Annotated in this window: 14 protein-coding genes; 6 read left to right on the forward strand and 8 right to left on the reverse strand. The window is 31.0% G+C overall.

Annotation, left to right across the window (positions count from 1 at the left end; translation table 11 throughout):
• The first annotated feature begins 215 nt into the window (after nucleotides 1-215).
• The gene (locus tag AAGV28_RS09390; protein ID WP_373406559.1) at nucleotides 216-539 is read left to right on the forward strand and encodes a helix-turn-helix domain-containing protein; all 324 of its coding nucleotides are present in this window, start codon (nucleotides 216-218) and stop codon (nucleotides 537-539) included.
• Between the two features lies 1 nt (nucleotide 540).
• The gene (locus tag AAGV28_RS09395; RefSeq protein WP_373406560.1) at nucleotides 541-3,006 is read left to right on the forward strand and encodes an N-6 DNA methylase; all 2,466 of its coding nucleotides are present in this window, start codon (nucleotides 541-543) and stop codon (nucleotides 3,004-3,006) included.
• 464 nt (nucleotides 3,007-3,470) lie between these two features.
• Here the strand turns inward: AAGV28_RS09395 and AAGV28_RS09400 are convergent, their stop codons facing one another.
• Nucleotides 3,471-4,166 carry a pseudouridine synthase gene (locus AAGV28_RS09400; protein WP_373406561.1) on the reverse strand — a complete coding sequence of 232 codons (696 nt, stop codon included), beginning with the start codon at nucleotides 4,164-4,166 and terminating at the stop codon, nucleotides 3,471-3,473.
• 130 nt (nucleotides 4,167-4,296) lie between these two features.
• Here AAGV28_RS09400 and tnpA point away from each other — a divergent pair, with 130 nt between their 5' ends.
• Nucleotides 4,297-4,734: an IS200/IS605 family transposase gene (gene tnpA / locus AAGV28_RS09405; RefSeq protein ID WP_373393451.1), complete on the forward strand. Its 438-nt coding sequence runs from the start codon at nucleotides 4,297-4,299 to the stop codon at nucleotides 4,732-4,734.
• Nucleotides 4,735-4,890: 156 nt separating this feature from the next.
• On the opposite strand, the gene AAGV28_RS09410 is transcribed toward tnpA, so the two are convergent.
• Together AAGV28_RS09410 and AAGV28_RS09415 are read right to left on the reverse strand one after the other, a co-directional pair.
• Nucleotides 4,891-6,426 (reverse strand): YifB family Mg chelatase-like AAA ATPase, encoded by a 1,536-nt coding sequence (locus AAGV28_RS09410; protein WP_373406562.1) that lies wholly within the window; start codon nucleotides 6,424-6,426, stop codon nucleotides 4,891-4,893.
• 50 nt (nucleotides 6,427-6,476) lie between these two features.
• Nucleotides 6,477-7,457 carry a Gfo/Idh/MocA family protein gene (locus AAGV28_RS09415; RefSeq protein ID WP_373406563.1) on the reverse strand — a complete coding sequence of 327 codons (981 nt, stop codon included), beginning with the start codon at nucleotides 7,455-7,457 and terminating at the stop codon, nucleotides 6,477-6,479.
• A 557-nt stretch (nucleotides 7,458-8,014) separates the two neighbouring features.
• On the opposite strand from AAGV28_RS09415, the gene AAGV28_RS09420 reads away from it, so the two are divergent.
• The 3 genes from AAGV28_RS09420 (at nucleotide 8,015) to AAGV28_RS09430 (ending at nucleotide 11,158) form a co-directional block, all read left to right on the forward strand.
• On the forward strand, nucleotides 8,015-8,449 hold the full coding sequence (locus AAGV28_RS09420; RefSeq protein ID WP_373406564.1) for a GNAT family N-acetyltransferase: 435 nt from the start codon (nucleotides 8,015-8,017) through the stop codon (nucleotides 8,447-8,449).
• Nucleotides 8,450-8,515: 66 nt separating this feature from the next.
• A complete protein-coding gene (locus AAGV28_RS09425) occupies nucleotides 8,516-9,595 on the forward strand; it encodes an alanine/ornithine racemase family PLP-dependent enzyme (protein ID WP_373406565.1) in 1,080 nt (359 codons plus the stop codon).
• 258 nt (nucleotides 9,596-9,853) lie between these two features.
• Nucleotides 9,854-11,158: an ammonium transporter gene (locus tag AAGV28_RS09430; RefSeq protein WP_373406566.1), complete on the forward strand. Its 1,305-nt coding sequence runs from the start codon at nucleotides 9,854-9,856 to the stop codon at nucleotides 11,156-11,158.
• Nucleotides 11,159-11,587: 429 nt separating this feature from the next.
• On the opposite strand, the gene ypfJ is transcribed toward AAGV28_RS09430, so the two are convergent.
• From ypfJ to AAGV28_RS09455, 5 genes are all read right to left on the reverse strand, one after another.
• A complete protein-coding gene (gene ypfJ, locus AAGV28_RS09435; RefSeq protein ID WP_373406567.1) occupies nucleotides 11,588-12,451 on the reverse strand; it encodes a KPN_02809 family neutral zinc metallopeptidase in 864 nt (287 codons plus the stop codon).
• 23 nt (nucleotides 12,452-12,474) lie between these two features.
• Nucleotides 12,475-16,437, reverse strand: coding sequence for a PAS domain S-box protein (locus AAGV28_RS09440; protein WP_373406568.1), 3,963 nt, complete (start codon nucleotides 16,435-16,437; stop codon nucleotides 12,475-12,477).
• Between the two features lie 236 nt (nucleotides 16,438-16,673).
• Entirely contained in the window at nucleotides 16,674-17,426 is a 753-nt protein-coding gene (locus AAGV28_RS09445) for a hypothetical protein (protein WP_373406569.1), read from the reverse strand.
• A gap of 76 nt (nucleotides 17,427-17,502) precedes the next feature.
• Nucleotides 17,503-18,192: an RluA family pseudouridine synthase gene (locus AAGV28_RS09450; RefSeq protein WP_373406570.1), complete on the reverse strand. Its 690-nt coding sequence runs from the start codon at nucleotides 18,190-18,192 to the stop codon at nucleotides 17,503-17,505.
• Between the two features lie 9 nt (nucleotides 18,193-18,201).
• Nucleotides 18,202-19,626, reverse strand: coding sequence for an ArnT family glycosyltransferase (locus AAGV28_RS09455; RefSeq protein ID WP_373406571.1), 1,425 nt, complete (start codon nucleotides 19,624-19,626; stop codon nucleotides 18,202-18,204).
• Nucleotides 19,627-19,628: the final 2 nt, after the last annotated feature.

Consider the following 19,628-nt stretch of genomic DNA (forward strand, 5'->3'; position numbering starts at 1 on the left):
AAACCTTCACCAATCTACCCATATTTGGGTGCATACGCGAAGGTTTGTTTCGCCTATAAACTAGTTGTGAGGCATACTGAAAGATCAATAAAACGTAAGAAAAGAGTGATATTAAACACATTATTTTTTCCCATCCCTTAAAAAACACAATCCATTCGAAAAACTTTATTATATTTACCAAACTTTAGCAAGTTTGTAATTAGCAAGACTTATTTATGGCAACATTTGGAGAGTTTTTAAAAAAGGAACGAGAAAAAAAGGAAATGAATCAAAGCGATTTCGGGCAAGAAATTGGAATCATAATGACGGACATTAGTAAAATTGAAAATGGTCGTAAAAAATTTCCTTTTGGCAACTTGAAAAAACTTGCTGAATTAGTTAAAAAAGATTTTGAAGAATTAAAAACTCTTTATGTGGCAGACATTATAGTTGATGAAGTACATAAATATGAGTGTTCAGATAAAGTATTTTCTGTTGCTGAAGAACAGTCAAAATACATAAAGAATAAGAATATTAAACAAGGTAAACTAGAATTGTAAAATGGCAAAAAAAAGAAAAAACGAATCCAAAGTTGATATTGACCTTTTCAACTTTTTGTCAAATACTAAGAAATATTATAATTCTTGGGAGACGAAAAAAACCTCTAATTCTTATGTTCAGAATGTTTTAGATACAACTAGCAAAGCAGGAACAGGTTTTCGTGGTGAACCAGACTTGATTTATGTAAATGAAAATAAAAAAATATTGATTCTTGTTGAGAATAAGGATTCCATTGGAGATCACGAATCGAAAGAAAGAAACAAACCTAAAGACTTTGCTGTTGACGGTGCTATTCATTATACTTCATTTTTTCTTGAAGAAAACCTTAACAAAATAAATGCTTCCCTAAAAAAACACTTTAAAGATTGGTCTATTATTGGTATTGCATTTTCAGGTGACATAAATGATGAATACAACCATTTAGTTACAACTTTTATAATTTCTGAAAATGAATTGAAAGACATTGAAACTAAAGAAATTCTTGACGAAGATGATTATTTAGCTTTTTTTGAAAATATTGATATAGAAAGTATTTCAAAAAATATTTCGAAATCCTCAAGTGAAATAAATAGAATCCTTAGAACATTAGACTCTCAAAAAAGACCTATTCTTTTAAGCGCATTAATGATTTGTCTTTATGACAAAGATAATGTTGCTAATGATTTTAAAAGAAGTTATAGCAATTGGTCAACAGCAAATATTATTAGAAATATACCTACAACAATATTAGATATTCTTACTAATGAAAATATAGATGTTGACAAGATAAACATTCTAATAAATGAACTTGCTTTTATCACAACAGACAATGATTTAAACTCTTCCGACATACTAAAAGATATTCTAAAAGAATTAGAAAACAATGTAATTCCTTTATTTAACAAAAAAACCAACTATGATATAATTGGGAAATTTTATGAGGAGTTTTTAAGGTATGCAGGAGTTGCTAATGTTAAAAAAGGGATTGTATTAACACCAAGTCATATTACAAAACTATTTACCGAACTTGTAGATTTCCGAACTAATGATGTAATATTTGACACTTGCTGTGGAACAGGTGCATTCCTAATATCAGGAATGAACAAATTGGTTAAAGAAATTGAAAATTCTAAGCTCACTAATAAAAAAGAAAGAATTGAAACACTAAAGCAAAATCAATTAGTTGGCTTTGAAAATAGTAGTACTATGTACTCTCTTGCAATTTCTAATATGCTATTTAGAGGTGATGGCAAATCAAGAATTTATCACGTTGATGCATTTTCCCAAAAGGCATCAGATATACTTAAGAATTTAAAACAAGAAGGAATTACACCTACCATTGGTTTTATTAATCCACCGTATGGGGGAAAAGACAATAATACGAACCCAACTAAAAAAGAGATTCAATTCCTTGAATCTCTACTTGATAACGTAAGTCGATTTGGGGTGATTATCGCACCTCTTTCTACGTATTTCAAAGATGATATTGTTCGTAATAGAATATTATCCAAGCACACATTAAAATATGTTATTAATATGCCTGGAGAATTGTTCCAGCCAAATGCAGCAACACATACAGCGGTTGCAGTATTCGAAACTAATTTTCCTCATAATAACAAAGAGGTTGTATTCTATAATTTAGAGGATGATGGTTTTATACTTTCAAAAAACAGAGGGAGAACGGATGTATTAAATAAATGGAATCCAATTAAAAAGGGATTGCTAAATAAAATAGACAATGCTAAATCACTTCAAGACAATTTAACTTTAGTTCAAACTAAAATTTCTTCAAATGATGAATGGATAATACAAGCCCATTCTAAAACAGATTACCACCATTTGAGTGAAAAATCATTTGTAAAAAGTATAAAACAATATTTAATATTTTCTTTAAAATTCAAACTAAATCTTCTTGACAAAGACATTGATGAAATTACCTTACTTGAACTTTTAGATGATAGTATTAAAAGAGAACCTCAAATTCCAAAATCATCATTAAAATTTGAATTTGAAACCTGGAAAGAATTTAACTTTTATGATGTTTTTAAATTTCAGAGAGGTAAAAGGTTAACCAAGCTTGACCAAAATGATGGAGGTATAGCTTACATTTCTTCTACAAAAGAAAATAATGGTATTGATAATTATATTTCACCACCAGATTATATGACTATTTACAATAATGCTATGACTATTAATAATAGTGGAAGTGTTGGGTATGTATTTTATCACAACTATGATTTTGTGGCGTCTGACCATTGCACAGTGCTTTCAATTCTTGATGAAAAAATTGAATTAAATGAATACATAGCTATATTTATAAAACCAGTTATTGAGTCAATTAAACCTAAGTATAACTTCGCTAGAGAGATTAGTGATTATAGATTAAACAAGGAAAAAATTTCATTACCAGTTGACACAATAGGAAAACCAAATTGGAAATATATGGAAGATTACATAAAATCATTACCTTATTCGTCTTCATTGTAAATCCAAAAAGTATATTAACACACTGCAATCCTAATACCAGCCTTTATAATGAGCTTTCTTGTCAGCACTCAATGAAAAGGACGGGAAAAGTACGACCGCACAACAGCTACTACAACGGATTTGGGCAATTGGCTTAATGGAAAGTTGGTTTGTATTTGGGATGATTTAACAAATCTGAAAATAGGGCTTAATTTAATCCCAGCCCCCCCCGCTACGCAAAGTCTCCGACTTTGAGTATGTATTTTTCAGTCTCCGACTGACCTTAAAATTCAAACATTTGAAAAACAAAATCGGTTAAAAACCGAAAGTCACTTCCTCAAAGTCGAAGACTTTGCGGAACGTTGTGATAAACATCTGAAATTAAAAATCGTTGATCAAAAATCTGAAATCTGCTCCTCTTTATACTGAAAACTGTTGTTTCAAATACAACAATAATTTAAAGCATTAATTTACAAATTATTATTCTATTTATACTTATTCAAATCTAGATTAAGAATAGTACCCACTCTGCTAAATTCTTCATTAATCTTTGCATTCAAGATAAGTTGTTCATTTGTTATTGGATGATTAAAAATTAACTGATGTGCATGAAGCATCATTCCTTTCAGTTCAAAAAGCTCCAACCATAATTTATTTTGTTTGTTACAACCATGTGGACGACTTCCTAAAATGGGATGAAAAATATGTTTGAAATGTTTTCGTAATTGATGCATACGTCCCGTTTCAGGAATCGCTTCTACTAAACAATATCGTGACGTGGGTTGATTGTTAAATGCTAACTCAATTTTGGTACTTTGCAAGCGATGAAAGTAGGTTATTGCATTTTGTATAATCCCATCATCATTGGTTAAATCATAATCAATCGTTAGTTCTTCGGGTGACCAACCCCGTAAAATGGCTAAATATTTTTTTTCGACTTCCCGTGTGGCAAAACGATCATTCATAATTTTCAAAACGGCTGTATCCAACGCAAATAACAAGACACCAGATGTTTTGCGATCCAACCGATGAATAGGGTAAACGTGTTGGCCTATTTGATTTCTCAATTCCTGAATAGCAAAAATTTTTGCGTCGCGCGCATAAAATGATTTGTGGACCAGCAATCCACTTGGTTTATTAATTGCTATAATATATTCGTCTTGGTAAAGAATTTCTAACATTTGGCAAAAATAAAAGAGATTTCCATCGAAATCTCTTTTTTGACTTATTTATTGGTCTCAGATTCGGGTTTAAAACCCTGCAATTTATTGCAGTACTTTAGTAATGCGAAAAAATCTTTACCTTTAGATTATGAGTACAGATTTAAGAAAAGGTTCGCACACAGTAAGCCGATTAACATGTCATGTTGTTTGGGTTACTAAATATAGGTTTAAAGTTTTGAAAGGTGATATTCAAAAGCGTTGCCGTGAGATTTTGATACAGATCTGTGAAGCTGAAGGAATTGAAATTTTAAAAGGAGTTGTTAGTTCAGACCATGTTCACATGCATATAGAATACGCTCCAAAGCATAATGTTAGCTCGATTTTAAAAAGTTTCAAGGGAAGAACTTCAAGAAAATTACAGATGGAATTTCCTGAATTGAAGGAACGGTATTGGGGACAACATTTTTGGGCAAGTGGTTATGGTGTTTGGAGTACCGGAAATATAACGGATAAAATGGTGAATGAATATTTGGAGCATCACAGAAAAAAAGAGAGTGATGATAATTCAAATTTCATTCTCGAATGAAAGAAATGAGGGACTTTCAGTCCCTCGTAAAGCAAACCTCTGCACTTTCAGTGCAGAGTGGTTTAGTTCTATACTTTTCTTTTTTCCCCATTAGCACGAGCGTATTATCGATTTTACAGAAGTGAAACATCTGAAATCAAAAATCTGAAATCAATTTTACCCCAACCATCCATCACGATCCAAACTTCTGTATTGAATCGCTTCGGCAATATGTGAAGAATTCACTTCTTCGGAAGCTTCTAAATCAGATATTGTTCTTGCTACTTTCAAAATCCTATCGTAGGCTCGCGCCGAAAGATTCAATCGTTCCATTGCATTTTTTAATAGTGTTTTGGAATTTTCGTTTAGTACGCAATATTCACGAATGTGTTTGGTGTTCATTTGCGCATTGTAATGAATGCTATCCATTTTTTCGAATCTTACCGATTGAATTTCACGGGCTGCGGTGACTCTTTTTCGAATGGTCATGCTGTTTTCAGCCTTTTGATTATCAGATAACTTTTCGAAAGGAACAGGAGTTACTTCGATATGGATATCAATTCGATCCAATAATGGGCCTGAAATTTTACTTAAATAACGTTGCATTTCATAAGGAGAAGCGGTTTGTGCGGCACTTGGATCGTTAAAAAATCCACTCGGACTCGGATTCATACTCGCTACTAACATGAATGAAGAAGGGTAGGTTACTGTAAATTTGGCTCTTGAAATAGTTACTTCCCGGTCTTCTAGTGGTTGGCGCATCACTTCAAGCACATCTCGTTTGAATTCGGGTAATTCATCCAAAAACAAAACTCCATTATGTGCCATCGAAATTTCTCCGGGTTGTGGATAACTGCCTCCGCCAACTAAGGCTACATTCGAAATTGTGTGGTGCGGACTGCGGAAAGGTCTTTGATTCATTAACCCAACTTCTTTTAATTTTCCAGCAACGCTATGAATTTTAGTAGTTTCTAAGGCTTCGTGCAGGGTCATTGGCGGAAGAATACTCGGTAAACGCTTGGCGAGCATGGTTTTTCCAGCGCCTGGAGGACCAATTAAAATAATGTTATGTCCGCCAGCAGCGGCAATTTCCATACATCTTTTGATGCTTTCCTGTCCTTTAACATCAGAAAAATCAAATTCTGGAAAGTCTAAATCTTTGTAGAATTCAGCTCTAGTGTCGATTTTTGTGGGTTCCAAATCGCCTTTTCCTTCGAAAAAATCAATTACTTCTTGTACGTTTTCAATTCCGTAAACATCCAGTCCTTTTACTATTGCGGCTTCTTTTACATTGTGTTTTGGAAGAAAAAAACCTTTAAAACCTTCTTCTTTTGCTTTGATAGCAATGGGTAACGCACCACGAATAGGCTGTAAACTGCCATCAAGCGATAATTCACCCATGATGATGTATTTATCAATTTCGTCTCCTTTTATTTGTCCTGAAGCAACAAGAATGCCTAATGCTAGCGTAAGATCGTATGCTGAACCTTCTTTGCGTAAATCGGCGGGAGCCATATTGATGGTTATTTTTTTGCCCGGCAACATATAACCATTGTTTTTTAATGCGGCTGCAATCCTATAACTACTTTCTTTTATGGCATTATCTGGCAGACCAACTAAATGATAACCCACTCCTTTATCAATATTTACTTCAACAGTAATTGTTGTAGCTTCTACACCAAAAACAGCACTTCCGTAGACTTTTACTAACATAAAAAATAGTATTACATATTACAATAATCTGATATATTCTCAATTCGATTTTAAATAGGAAAATCCAATCCTATCTGATTTTTAACTTCATCAACTATTTTAATTAACTCTAGGCTGTTTTTATGAGACCATAATTTACTTTCAATAGCATTATTTTGAATACATTGATGACATTCTTCAATTTCATACGTATAACCCATGCCTTTAGTTGGTAAAGCATAATTAGTTTCATTATTCTCTTTTATCAAAGTATACGATTCTGCCATGTGCCAAGTAGGGTTCAAATTGATTCTGCCTTCAGTGCCGCTTATAGTCGCTTCCATGTTAGATGTGTGTGAAATACCAGAGTACAAAACGGCTTGAGCTTCCTTATAATGTAAAATGATAGCTGTTTGTATATCAACTCCGGAAGAATGAAAATTTGATTTCGCATAGATGCTGTCTGGAACTCCTAAAATAGCATAAGATAAGAATAAAGGGTAAACGCCGATATCCATTAAAGCGCCACCTCCTTGTTTTAAATCAAACATCCGACTCCCTTTTTTTTCTTCTGCAGGAAAGGCAAAATCAGCATTGATGTAACGTATTTTTCCAATTTCTCCTTGTTGAATTTTGATAAAAGCTTCTTTAAAAGAAGGATTAAATCTTGTCCAGAAAGCTTCCATGAAAAATTTATTATACTTTCTTGAAGCAGCAATCATTTTTTCGGCATCTTGATACCGCAAAGCAATTGGTTTTTCACACAAAACATGTTTGTTGTTTTCTAATGCTTTTAAGGATAATTCAGCATGAGAATCATGTGGAGTGGCAATATATAGAATATCAATAATGTCGTCATTCATAATGTCTTCATAAGTACCATAAGCCTTTGGACATTGATAAATATCAGCAAATGCAATCGCATTATCTTTACTTCTTGAAGCGACTGCTACTAATTTGGCACCATCAACCATTTGTAATTCTTTTGCAAATTGATGTGCAATATTTCCTAGTCCTATAATTCCCCAGTTAACCGTGTTTTTATCTTTCATAATTTTATGTAAAAAAAACAGAATGTATTCTTGCTGTTCAGAATTAGTTAGAATGAAGCAGAAGTTTCTGTTTTTGTAGTCTAATTTTTAAAAATAATTATTTTTTTCTTACAAAACTATTTTTGTTAAATAATCTCTATCAATTATTTAATATTAGGTACTGATTTAAAAATGAAACAACAGTTTTGTAATAAATCTTGAGGTACAATAATTTTTGAGTTTGGTTTTGTATCAAGCCTAAAATGGGTTAAATGCTAAGTTTTAGGATGTTTTTCTTATATTTGCAAAAGTTATTTGATTTTTAAGTGGTAAAAAATGATTTATTATCATTATTTTTAAGCCTATCTACTATTTCATTTTCTTGAAATAATTTTAAAAATCACCTTTTGTAGCATGCTACATCTTTGCCTTTGGAAAAATTCCATGTACAGGCTATTAAAAAATCTTGAAAATTGAAAAAATGCACATAATTGATTTATGTCGTTTTTGTATGCTAGCTAATGCTGAAAAGTATTTTGTTTGTGTATCAATTCATCATCATAATAAATAAAGAAAAAATGGATTTCAAACAAATTAATTATACTTCAGGAGAAGACAAAAAACATTCAAACCAACTTATAGCTGAATTTCTTTGCACCCACTTAGAAGAATATGGCGATAAAGTAGAAGACATTTTGAAATGTATGGCTTATGTAATGCATCCTGAAAAAGGAGGAAATATTATTCTAGGAATTGATAACGATACAATTGTAGGAGCTGTAATTTTGAATAACACTGGTATGAAAGGATTTATACCCGAAAACATATTAGTTTATATAGCTGTTGATAATAGCAAACGAGGAAATGGCTACGGGAAAAGTTTAATGCAAAAAGCAATTTCACTTGCCCAAGGTGATATTGCTTTGCATGTTGAACCTAATAATCCAGCTATAAAATTGTATGAGAAATTAGGTTTTACGAATAAGTATTTAGAAATGAGACTTATAAAATAGCAACAAGTAAATATTTTAATATATAACTCAGGTTCTAAAAAATCAATTCCAATAAAATTATAACTAATGGCATTCGTAAAATTATACAGAAAAAAATTAGAAGAAAATCATCAATTTTTAGATGCTATTTTTGAATCTAGAGATATAAACTGGGGAGTTGTTTCAAAAATGTTATGCGGTAACATTATTTATCTCAAAGAAATAATTGCATTAGGTGTCAAAGAAATTCACGATTCCAGAATAAGTAATTTAAGAAAAATAAAGGATTTAAATCCTGAAATTCAAACAGTATATATAAAGCCACCAGCTCAAAGAAGTATTGAGAGTATTGTTCGTTATGCTGATGTGAGTTTTAATACTGAAATATATACCATTCAATTGCTTTCCAAAGAGGCTCAGAAACAAAATAAGATCCATAAAATTATTATTATGATTGAAATGGGAGATCTCCGTGAAGGTGTTATGGGGGAAGAATTGGTTGAGTTTTATGGAACTGTTTTGAGTTTGCCAAATATCGAAATTCGTGGAATAGGAACTAATTTGAATTGTTTAAGCGGAGTGATGCCTACTCAGGACAAACTGATTCAGTTGAGTTTGTACAAACAATTAATTGAAGCTAAGTTTAACATTCAAATTCCTTGGGTTTCGGGAGGAACATCGGTGGCTGTCCCTTTGATTTTAAAAAACGCTCGTCCTATGGCGGTAAATCATTTTAGAATAGGAGAAGCTTTGTTTTTTGGAAAAGACTTATTTACCGGAAAAACAATGGATGGAATGCATAATGATGTTTTTAAATTGTATACCGAAATTATAGAAATCACTGAAAAACCAAATACGCCAACTGGAGAACTCGGCGAGAATGTGGCAGGAAATACTTTTTCGATGCAGCAAATAGAAGATTTTAGCACTACTTCATTAAGAGCCATTTTAGATATAGGTTTATTAGATATGCAACCACAGTATATTAGTCCCGAAGATGGTGACATAAGGATTATAGATGCTAGTTCTGATATGTTAGTTATAGATATTACTTATTCTAAAGTCAACTATAAAATTGGAGACCTAGTCTCGTTTAATTTAAGATATATGGGTGCACTTTATTTATTAAATTCAGATTATATTCAAAAAAAAATTGAAGAAAACTGATTTTGGTTGCAAGATTATAAATAATATAGGTAATTTCTGTAAAATAAATCATAAAAATTAAAACAAATTGTTAAAATCAGACGTATTAGTATACGGTGGATTTAATAAATCATTATTTTTTATATATTTTGAGGGTAGTACCCGTAAAATTATAGGGTGTAAAATGAATTAATAATAAAAGTTAAAACATTTGCTATCGTTTTGTAGGGGGGGTGTTAATGATTTTATATTTTTGACAAAATTTTAAACCAAAACAAAATGAGAAAAATTAGTTTAAGTGTGATAATGATTGCGCTATTAATCGTTACACTATTTTCAAGTTCTATTTTAACTGGAATTACAGTTCCCGCAGAAGCTGCTAAATTCGATACAGGAGATACCGCTTGGATGATTGTTGCCACAGCACTGGTATTAATCATGACCCCTGGATTGGGTTTCTTTTATGGAGGTATGGTAGGTAAAAAAAATGTAATTAGCACTATGCTCCAAAGTTTTATTGCTATGCTAATTGTAACTATATTATGGGTAGTTATTGGATTTAGTTTGTCTTTTGGAACTTCTATAGGAGGAATTATTGGAGATCCTACAGAGTTTTTAATGTTTCAAAATGTTGGTATCAATACCGCATGGGGAACAATTCCTTTTATGCTTTTTGCTTTATTCCAAGCAAAGTTTGCAATTATCACTCCAGCATTAATTACAGGAGCTTTTGCTGAAAGAGTTCGTTTCTGGGCTTACATGTTGTTTATGGTTTTATTCATTCTATTTATTTATGCTCCATTATGTCACATGACTTGGCATTCAGATGGATATTTCTTTAAAATGGGAGTATTGGATTTTGCAGGAGGTACAGTAGTACACATGAGTGCAGGATGGGCAGCTCTTGCAGGAGCTATATTTTTAGGAAAAAGAAAAGTACAAAAAGTAAATCCAGCTCGTATTACTTATGTTTTATTAGGAACTGCTTTATTATGGTTTGGATGGTTTGGTTTCAACGCAGGTTCAGCTTTAGGATCTAATGGTTTAGCTGTTCAAGCTTTAGGAACAACTACAGTTGCTGCTGCTGCTGCTGGTATGGCTTGGGTATTTATGGATAAAATTTTAGGTCATAAATTATCAGCTATGGGTGCTTGTATTGGTACTGTTGTAGGTTTAGTAGCTATTACTCCAGCTGCTGGATTTGTAAGCATTCCTCACGCTATCTTTATCGGATTGTTCAGTAGTATTATAAGTAACTTTATGGTAAGTAAATTTCCAAAAGGAAAAATTGATGATGCTTTAGATGTATTTGCTTGTCACGGTGTAGGAGGTATGGTAGGTATGTTGTTAACTGGAGTTTTTGCTTCTAAGGAGATCAATCCAGCAGTTGCTGATCAAGGACTTATCTTTGGTGAATCTACTTTGTTTATCAACCAATTAACAGCTTTAGTAATTGTATCCGTATTTGCATTTGTTGGTTCATACATTTTGTTCTTTATTGTTAACAAAATTACTCCTTTAAGAGTTAGTGAAGACAAAGAAGAATTAGGTTTGGATATTTCTCAACACGGAGAGTATTTGTAATCAATACAAGAATTAATTGTCTATAAAGACTTTATAATTATTATAGAAAAGCTTAGTTGAAAATATTCAACTAAGCTTTTCTTTTTAGGTTAGTTTTTTTGAATTTAAATATTCATGGATGAGCTGAGTTTTAAGATTGAAGTGATTTAAACTTTTTTGATTGAAGCGAACCTGCCTTGGCAACCAGGAAATACAGATTTTTGTTCAAGATTTTAGGTTTTTTGCATTGCATAGCAGCACTACGGAATAAAAAACAGATGAAATATGGGAGAAAAAGATCATTTTACAGCCAATTGAAAGAAGTTTAAATCACTTTATATAAAGAAGAATTAAATTGTACAACATTCAATGTTTTGATATAGAATTAAGTCAAAAAAAATAGCCGTCTCAGATTAGACGGCTATTTTTTTTATAGCTAAGTTTTTTTGTTTACTGCAATTCTGCAAAAGTATTACCTTGGTTAATATCACCTGATTTATAGCCTTTCATAAACCAATATTTACGTTGTTCAGATGTTCCATGCGTAAAAGATTCAGGAACAATATGACCTTGCATTTTAGCTTGAATTGCATCATCGCCTACCGCGTGAGCGGCACTTAAAGCCTCGTCAAGATCACCATCTTCTAGGATGTTGTTCATTTCTTGATTGTAATGTGTCCAAACTCCGGCATAGAAATCGGCTTGAAGTTCTAGGGCAACCGATAATTTATTGGCTTCAGCCTTACTTTTTCCTTCTTGCATTTGTCTCATTTTAGCAGAAGTTCCTAATAAAGTTTGTACGTGATGACCTATTTCGTGTGCAATAACATAAGCTGTAGCAAAATCTCCACCTTTGGCACCAAACTTTGTTTTTAATTCTTCAAAGAAAGCCAAATCCATATAGACTTTTTGATCAGCAGGACAATAAAAGGGCCCTGAATCAGAAGAAGCATTACCACAACCAGTTTGAACGCCATCGCTAAACAAAACCACATTTGGTTTTTTATAATTTTGATTATTTTCTTCAAATATTTTAGACCAAACCTCTTCGTTATCAGCAAGTACTGTTTTTACAAAAGCTTGTTCTTCTAATTCTTTTGCGGTTAAGTCTCTTTGCTCGGTAGCAGGTTGGCTTTGACCTTGGTTCATTTGTTCTAATATAGGGGCAATCATTTGTCCATTTTCTCCTCCAAAAACATTGAGTAATAAAATGACAATTCCAAGTAGTCCTCCTCCTAAAATTGTTTTACCGCCAGAAGACATTCCTCTTCGGTCTTCAACATTGTCACTTTGTCTTCTACCTCTCCATCTCATAGTGTTGTTTTTTTAGTTTTTAATTATTTTACCCATTTGATAAGGGTTTTTTCAATGATTCCTTTTACAATTGGTTTCGAAATATAATCATTCATATCCATTTCGATACATTTATTTTTTTCTTCTTTTTCGGTTCCAGCAGTAATGGCTATAATGGGAACATTTTTTCCCGCGTTTAGTTTTCTAATGGCTTGAGTGGCTTCATAACCGTTCATTACAGGCATTTGAATATCCATAAATATAATATCAGGAAGAATATTTTCGAATTCGTTTACGGCTTCCAGTCCGTTTGTAGCCTCAAAAATAATTGCTTTTGGTACGCTGTTTTTTATAATTGTTTTCAATAAAAGCATATTGATTTTATTGTCTTCAACAAGCAAAAATTTAGTGTTTTGTAAATTAGGATTGATTTCTAATATACTTGGATTTTCTATAGTTATGGCTGGTTTTACGTTTAACGTAGAATCAAGCAATTGATTGTTTGTTTTTAAATCAATATCAAAATAAAAACAACTTCCTTTTCCTACGTCACTTTTTAGCTTCAATTGACTATTCATTAAGTTCAAGAGTTTATTCGAAATGGTTAAACCAAGTCCTGTTCCTCCAAATTTCTTGGTCGTTGAATTGTCTTCTTGAGAGAAAGCTTTGAATATTTTTTTCTGATTTTGTTCTAAAATTCCAATTCCTGAATCAACTACTGAAAAACGAATTATAGTTTGTGTATCGCTTATTTTTTCTTTGATGCTAACACTTAGTTTAACGCTACCTTGTTCAGTAAATTTAACAGCATTAGATAATAAATTAATCAGTATTTGTTTGATTCGAACAATGTCAATCCAGAAATAATAGGGAACTTCATTTTCTATATTTAATTCTAGTGTTAAGTTTTTTTGGTTGGCTTCAAACTGAATTAAATCGACAACTTGAGTCATTAATTCTTTAACTTCTTGTTTTTCAATATACAATTCTAGTTTTCCTGCTTCAATTTTTGAAAAATCTAATATGTCATTTACAATCTCTAACAGTGTATGAGCAGATTGATTAACTGTAATCATGTGTTTCTCTTGAATATGATCCAGTTTTGTTTTCATTAATAAATCAGTGAAACCAATAATTCCATTGAGCGGTGTTCTAATTTCGTGACTCATATTAGCCAGAAATTCTGATTTTGCTTTATTGGCTGTCTCTGCGTATTCTTTAGCTTTAATAGCTTTTTCTACATCTTTACGCTTGCTAATATCAAGCATGATTCCTTCAATGTATTTTATTTCGCCATTATTGACTACTGTGTCGATAAATTCGTCAATCCAAACAATTTCACCTTTTTTATTTAAAATACGATAACTGATGTGAAAGGCTTCTAATTTTGATAATTTAGCACTTGATTTTATAAGTGTCTTTTCTAAATCATCAGGATGAATTAAATCTTTGAATCGGATTCTTTTTTCAAGAAAATCCTCTTTTGGATACCCTGTTAGTTTTTCAATTTCATCGTTCAGGTATATTTTTGTAAAATCCTCATCATATTCAGAGAGGTAAACCGTTCCAGGAATATTATTGGCTAGTAATCTAAATTTCTCTTCACTTTCATTAACAGCAATTTCAGTTTCTATTCGTTCAATAGAAGAGCCAATATTCATGGTTAAAGTTTGTAAAATTCGAATTTCATCATCAGCCCAAATACGGTCTTCATTCAAATCATTTAAACCCAGAAAACCGTGAAATTTATTTTTAACAAATATGGGGAAGATGATAACTGAAGCGGCTTCTAAGGCTTTTAGTTTTCTTTTCAAACTTAGATTCTCGACTTGAGAAAGAGTAGTGCGATAAATTTTATTTTCTAGTAATGGTGGTAAAAGTTCTTCAAAGAAAGAATAAGGCAAATTTTGTAAAGAAGGGTTTAGTGCTGTTAATTCTTCATTGCCTTCTGTCCAACGGTATTTTTGGCTAATTGTATTGTCGGCAGCATGGTTTTGGTAATAAAAACTGCGATATGATTTTGTTGCTTTTCCTATAATAATTAGTACATCCGAGAAAACTTTATCAATGTTTTTTACATTCAAAAAGCGTTCGGTGCATAAATTCATCGCCGAAAGTAAATCACTTTTGTAGGTTAATTTTTGTTCGACTTCGAGTCTTCTTTTAGATTCAAAAGCAATTGTAATACTGTCAGCAATTGATCTGGCAAAATTAATATCTTCATTATCCCATTGTTTAATTGTATAAGTAGATTCTATACAAAGAATTCCTATTAGTTCTCCATTGATGAAAACAGGAGTGTCTATCATAGAATAAATATTGTGTTTTTCAAGATAATCAGTGTATAATTCTTTTGTTATAGGATTGGTTTTAACATCAGAAGCAACTAAAGGTGTTTTATTTTCTATGGATTTAAAATAATTAGGATATAGGGCTTTAGTTAATATACAACCATTTGAAAATTCATTTGTTTTTAAATCATACAATTGATGACAATTAATAGCATCGTCAAGATATTCCCAATAGCTAACTCTATTGGCTTCAATTGTTTTGGTTGTGCTTTCCAGGATTAATTTTAATTTGGTTTCTAAAGTTTCTTCTGTCGAATAACTTTTTGCTGTGAAATTTTTAAGACTTTCGGTAAATTTCTTGTTTTTTTGGTCTCTTTTTTGTTTTTCAATTTCAATGTTTTTGATAAAAGTAATGTCTCTGGCAATACTCGAATAGCCTGTTATTTTCCCTAAATCGTTGTGGCTAATCATCACTTTTTGGGCAACCCAAATGGTTTCGCCATTTTTTTTCAAAAGCGGAATTTCTAGTTGTGGAAATTCTAAATCATTTTCTTGATTACTATTATAAAATCGGCTTAGGCTTTTTATGTAGTCTTCTCTAATAAAACGTGAGTAATGCTGGTTTAAAAGTTCTCTTTTAGTATAGCCTAAAGTTTTAACTGTATAATTATTTATAAAAACAATATTTCCATCTAGATTAACTTCATAAATAAAATCTTGAGCGTTTTGAATAAGATTTTTATATTGATTTTGAATATGAATTTCATTGGTTATATCCTGACCAATTCCAATAATTAAATTATCAGAAAATTGCTTATTTTTCCATTGTATGAATTTGAATTCACCATTTTTACATTTTAATTTTCGAACAAATACTTTGTCATTTATTTGGCTTTCAAATGACTCTGATGAAGTTGCTTTAGGGTTTTCGGTTAATTTGTAATATCCATAATCCATGATTTCATTGACTGTATAACCTAAAATACTTTCTACATTTTCACTACAAAAAACAATTTTGTTTTTTTTGTTTTTTGCCATAATTAATGAATTCCCTTTGTTGATAATTTGGTTGTTAAAATGAAATTTAGCATTGATTTCTTGGATTGACATGTGGCGAATATAATTGATAAAAACAACAATCAAAGTGTAATTAAAAACAACCGTAATTCTATCTAAAGGAGCTAATTTTAATAACGAAATAGCAATAAGATAACCAAGTGAGAATAGAGCAAACAACCAATAGAGTTTTGCTGGTTTTAAGATATTAAATGAAAAATAGACAAACAATAAAAAACTCAAAAACGGAATATTATCATCACTTAATTCAACTAAATTCCGACACACTTGAAGAAAAGCAATACAAAAAACGATTCGGAATATTTTCTTGATATTCTTATAAACAAAATTAGATTTGGTACTAATGTAAGCAATACCAATCAAGACAAAAGAAATAATTAAGTTAGTAAACAAAAGGCTTTTAGTCCTTATTTTGAAAAACTCAAATGTTAATTCTAGGATTAAAACAATGAGTCCTAAAAAAAGGAAATGAAGTTGGTATTCTTTATTTTCTGAATTTTGACGGGTAAAATCTTTGACAAATTTATTTCCCAAAGCATATTTTACCTTGTGAAATTTATAGATCAATAAAAAAATGATTAGAAAGACAAATGGTACAATGGTACGATAAAGATTTTTATCGATAGGTAATTGGTTCATTATGTCAAACATTTTAATCGCTAAAAAATTAGTATTACCACCTAAACTAATACTAGTTAAAAAGGTTTTTAATATAAAGTTATATTGTGGTATCATATTTTTTTTACAATTAAAAGCTAAAATTAACCAACAAAAGTGAATTGTTGAATTTTGTTAAAAATAACACAATTTGAAAGAAAATAGCATTCCTTTAGTTAAAAAAACAAGCTAAGTTGCTAACAATGAATTATGTTTGTTTATTTAAAACTAATTATTGAACTATAAATAGCATAATACATAGAAAACATAAGGGGTATTGTGAAAAACAAACCAATTATGAAAAAGAAAAATCCAACGATACAAAACAAATAACTAACAATAAAAAGTCCAAAAAGAATTAGTGGTTGTTTAGAAACTAAACTAAAACTGGTATTTACGGCCTCTAAAGCTGTATAATTGCTAAAAATTATTAGAGGAATAGTTAAAATACTCAATAAAGAAATCGTTAACGAACCAAAGAAACCTAGCATGGGAAGCCCAGTTAAATTAAGAACAGATGAAAAACCTAAACTTAATACTGTGATAATTAAAGTGGCAAAAAACAATTCTTTAAAATAAGAAAATTGATAATATTTAAAAACCGTAGATACATGAAACTCTTCATCTATTTGAGCACAATGGGCCATTTTAATAAATCCAGCTAAAAAAGGACTTATGAGACAGCTCAATAGGGTAGAACCCACTAAGTAATATGCTAAAAATTCATCTGAAAAATTTTTAGGATCTAAATTTTCTGGTTTTAACATAGCTTCTAAATTTCCAAAACCAATGGTTAAAGCTACAATTATTGATGTTGTAATTCCAAATAAAAGAATGGAAACTAACAATAATAAGCCTGCATAGACTGCAATTTTCTTATAATTTTCGAATGCAAGATTGAAAACAGTTTCAAAATTTAAAGAATATCCGTTAGTTTTTAATTCTTGAATTCGGTCTTTATTTGATTTCATATTTTTTAGTGGCACTAATTATTTTACAATTTTTGGTATAAATTTAAGAATTTTATTTTTTGCTGAATTCTAAAAATTAAACAGCATTCCAGATAACATCACCAGGAACAGGAGCAACAATGGTTACAGTTTCTTTAGAAACAGGATGTATGAAAATTAATTTTCGCGCATGCAAATGAATTCCTCCATCAGGATTACTGCGATCAAATCCGTATTTTAAATCCCCTTTTATTGGAGAACCAATAGCGGAAAGTTGCGCTCTAATTTGGTGATGTCTTCCGGTATGCAAATTAATTTCCAACGCCACATAATTATTGAGTTCTTTAATGATATGGTAATCTAAACTTGCTATTTTGCTATCAGGAACTTCTTTTAAATGCGCTTTAGAAGTATTGTTTTTTTCGTTTCTTTTGATGAAATGAATCAATTTTGCTTCCTTTTCCGAAGGTTTGTTTTTTACAATTGCCCAATAGGTTTTTTGAGTTTCTCTATTTTTAAATAACTCATTCAATCGGGTTAAAGCCTTGCTGGTTCTGGCAAAAACTACAATTCCAGTTGTTGGTCGATCTAAACGATGTACTACACCAAGGAAAACTTCGCCTGGTTTGTTGTACTTGTCTTTGATGTACTCTTTAACCACTTCACTCAGTGGTTTGTCTCCTGTTTTATCACCTTGGACAATATCCCCTACACGCTTGTTTATGACAATGATATGATTGTCTTCATGCAAAACTTGGAGGTTGTTTTTATTTGAAAGTTCTTTCATTAAACTACCTTATTTAGATACAAAAATTATTGTTTTGTAATTTTGATCTTTTAATGTCATTTTGCTCATCTGATTTTCTGGAATACTATGTTGTGCCTTTTTTAATGTTACTAAGAAAAATTTAGGGTGAATTTTAGAAACGGAATCTAATTGCTGTTCGTTTTTTACTAATTGAGCTTTTCCATTAGAATAAAATTGTCCTGAATAATTTTTTTCTTGCCAATAATACAATGGAATGTTTTGATTTTGAATATCTAAACGTTCTAGCATATACTTATCTGAGTTCATTTTATGATCTAACTTTCCAGTTGCAACAAAACCAAAATAGAATATAAAAATCACTACCGGGAAAAACAAACCAAGTCGGAAAAGTATTTTTTTACTTTTAAAATCTTCCCAATAATGAACCATTAAAAACATGATTGGTACCGTGATAGGCAACATATATGTATGCAATATGTTTTTAGAAAAAGTAAAGAAAATAGGTGTCCATAATAACCAAAGCAGTAAAAAGCTTAACCAGCTATTTTTTAAAATGTTTTTTCTGTTTTTCCAAATTTTGTAAGCTATAAATTGTATCCACGGAAAACCAAATGCAAGCATAAACGCCCAAATGATTCCAAGTGGTTGGGTTTTAGGTCTTCCATATAAATCGCCTTTCCATCCTGATTCTACAAAGCGTTTGTAATGTTCGCCAACAATAAAATAATTTAAGAAACCTGGCGACTGTTGTTCTGCAAAATAATACCAAGGTAGGGCAATAATTGCAGTTATCAGTATACCTAAAAGAATAGAAAATTTAGAAAAAAGTTGTTTAAATCGACTAAAATCTAGACAACACCATATAAAAAGAGGAGGAAATGTCAATACCATTATTAGTGGTCCCTTAGCCAGAAATCCTAAACCTAAAGCTACAAAAAAGAGGTAATTCCAATAGTTTTTATTTTCAGCATTCATTGCTTTCCAAAACGAAAGCATCATTAATGTAACCGAAAATAATAAAGTAGTGTCAGTTGAAACTACCCCAGTATGGATCAATAACTCAGGCATAGTTAATAATATGAATCCTGGTAGATAGAAAGAAGCTCCTTCTTTTTTTACCATTTTCCCACAAATAACTATAATTAAGAGATTCAATAATAAAGAAGGTAAACGAGCCGCAAATGCACTTACACCAAAAACAAGAAAACTAATTGCTGATGTCCAAGTTGATAATGGAGGTTTAGCCCAAAAAGGAATACCATAATCGGTTTCGGGAACAATCCATTGGTTTGTTTCCCACATAATTCGTGCTATTTCAGCGTAACGTGCCTCAGTTTTGTCTAAAAGAGGAATACTAGCTGTTAGTAGTAATCTAAAAAGGATCAGTGCAATTACCGAAAAGAAAAGAATGTAATTGTTCGATTTAAATTTATCTAAAAATGCTTTTAACATAG

Origin of the sequence: Flavobacterium zubiriense (assembly GCF_041729725.1) — a bacterium.
Taxonomy (GTDB): Bacteria; Bacteroidota; Bacteroidia; order Flavobacteriales; family Flavobacteriaceae; genus Flavobacterium; species Flavobacterium zubiriense.

Coding starts and splice junctions, on each gene's coding strand:
- AAGV28_RS09390 (WP_373406559.1), top strand. CDS start 216: ATGGCAACATTTGGAGAGTTTTTAAAAAAGGAACGAGAAAAAAAGGAA.
- AAGV28_RS09395 (WP_373406560.1), top strand. CDS start 541: ATGGCAAAAAAAAGAAAAAACGAATCCAAAGTTGATATTGACCTTTTC.
- AAGV28_RS09400 (WP_373406561.1), bottom strand. CDS start 4,166: ATGTTAGAAATTCTTTACCAAGACGAATATATTATAGCAATTAATAAA.
- tnpA (WP_373393451.1), top strand. CDS start 4,297: ATGAGTACAGATTTAAGAAAAGGTTCGCACACAGTAAGCCGATTAACA.
- AAGV28_RS09410 (WP_373406562.1), bottom strand. CDS start 6,426: ATGTTAGTAAAAGTCTACGGAAGTGCTGTTTTTGGTGTAGAAGCTACA.
- AAGV28_RS09415 (WP_373406563.1), bottom strand. CDS start 7,457: ATGAAAGATAAAAACACGGTTAACTGGGGAATTATAGGACTAGGAAAT.
- AAGV28_RS09420 (WP_373406564.1), top strand. CDS start 8,015: ATGGATTTCAAACAAATTAATTATACTTCAGGAGAAGACAAAAAACAT.
- AAGV28_RS09425 (WP_373406565.1), top strand. CDS start 8,516: ATGGCATTCGTAAAATTATACAGAAAAAAATTAGAAGAAAATCATCAA.
- AAGV28_RS09430 (WP_373406566.1), top strand. CDS start 9,854: ATGAGAAAAATTAGTTTAAGTGTGATAATGATTGCGCTATTAATCGTT.
- ypfJ (WP_373406567.1), bottom strand. CDS start 12,451: ATGAGATGGAGAGGTAGAAGACAAAGTGACAATGTTGAAGACCGAAGA.
- AAGV28_RS09440 (WP_373406568.1), bottom strand. CDS start 16,437: ATGAACCAATTACCTATCGATAAAAATCTTTATCGTACCATTGTACCA.
- AAGV28_RS09445 (WP_373406569.1), bottom strand. CDS start 17,426: ATGAAATCAAATAAAGACCGAATTCAAGAATTAAAAACTAACGGATAT.
- AAGV28_RS09450 (WP_373406570.1), bottom strand. CDS start 18,192: ATGAAAGAACTTTCAAATAAAAACAACCTCCAAGTTTTGCATGAAGAC.
- AAGV28_RS09455 (WP_373406571.1), bottom strand. CDS start 19,626: ATGTTAAAAGCATTTTTAGATAAATTTAAATCGAACAATTACATTCTT.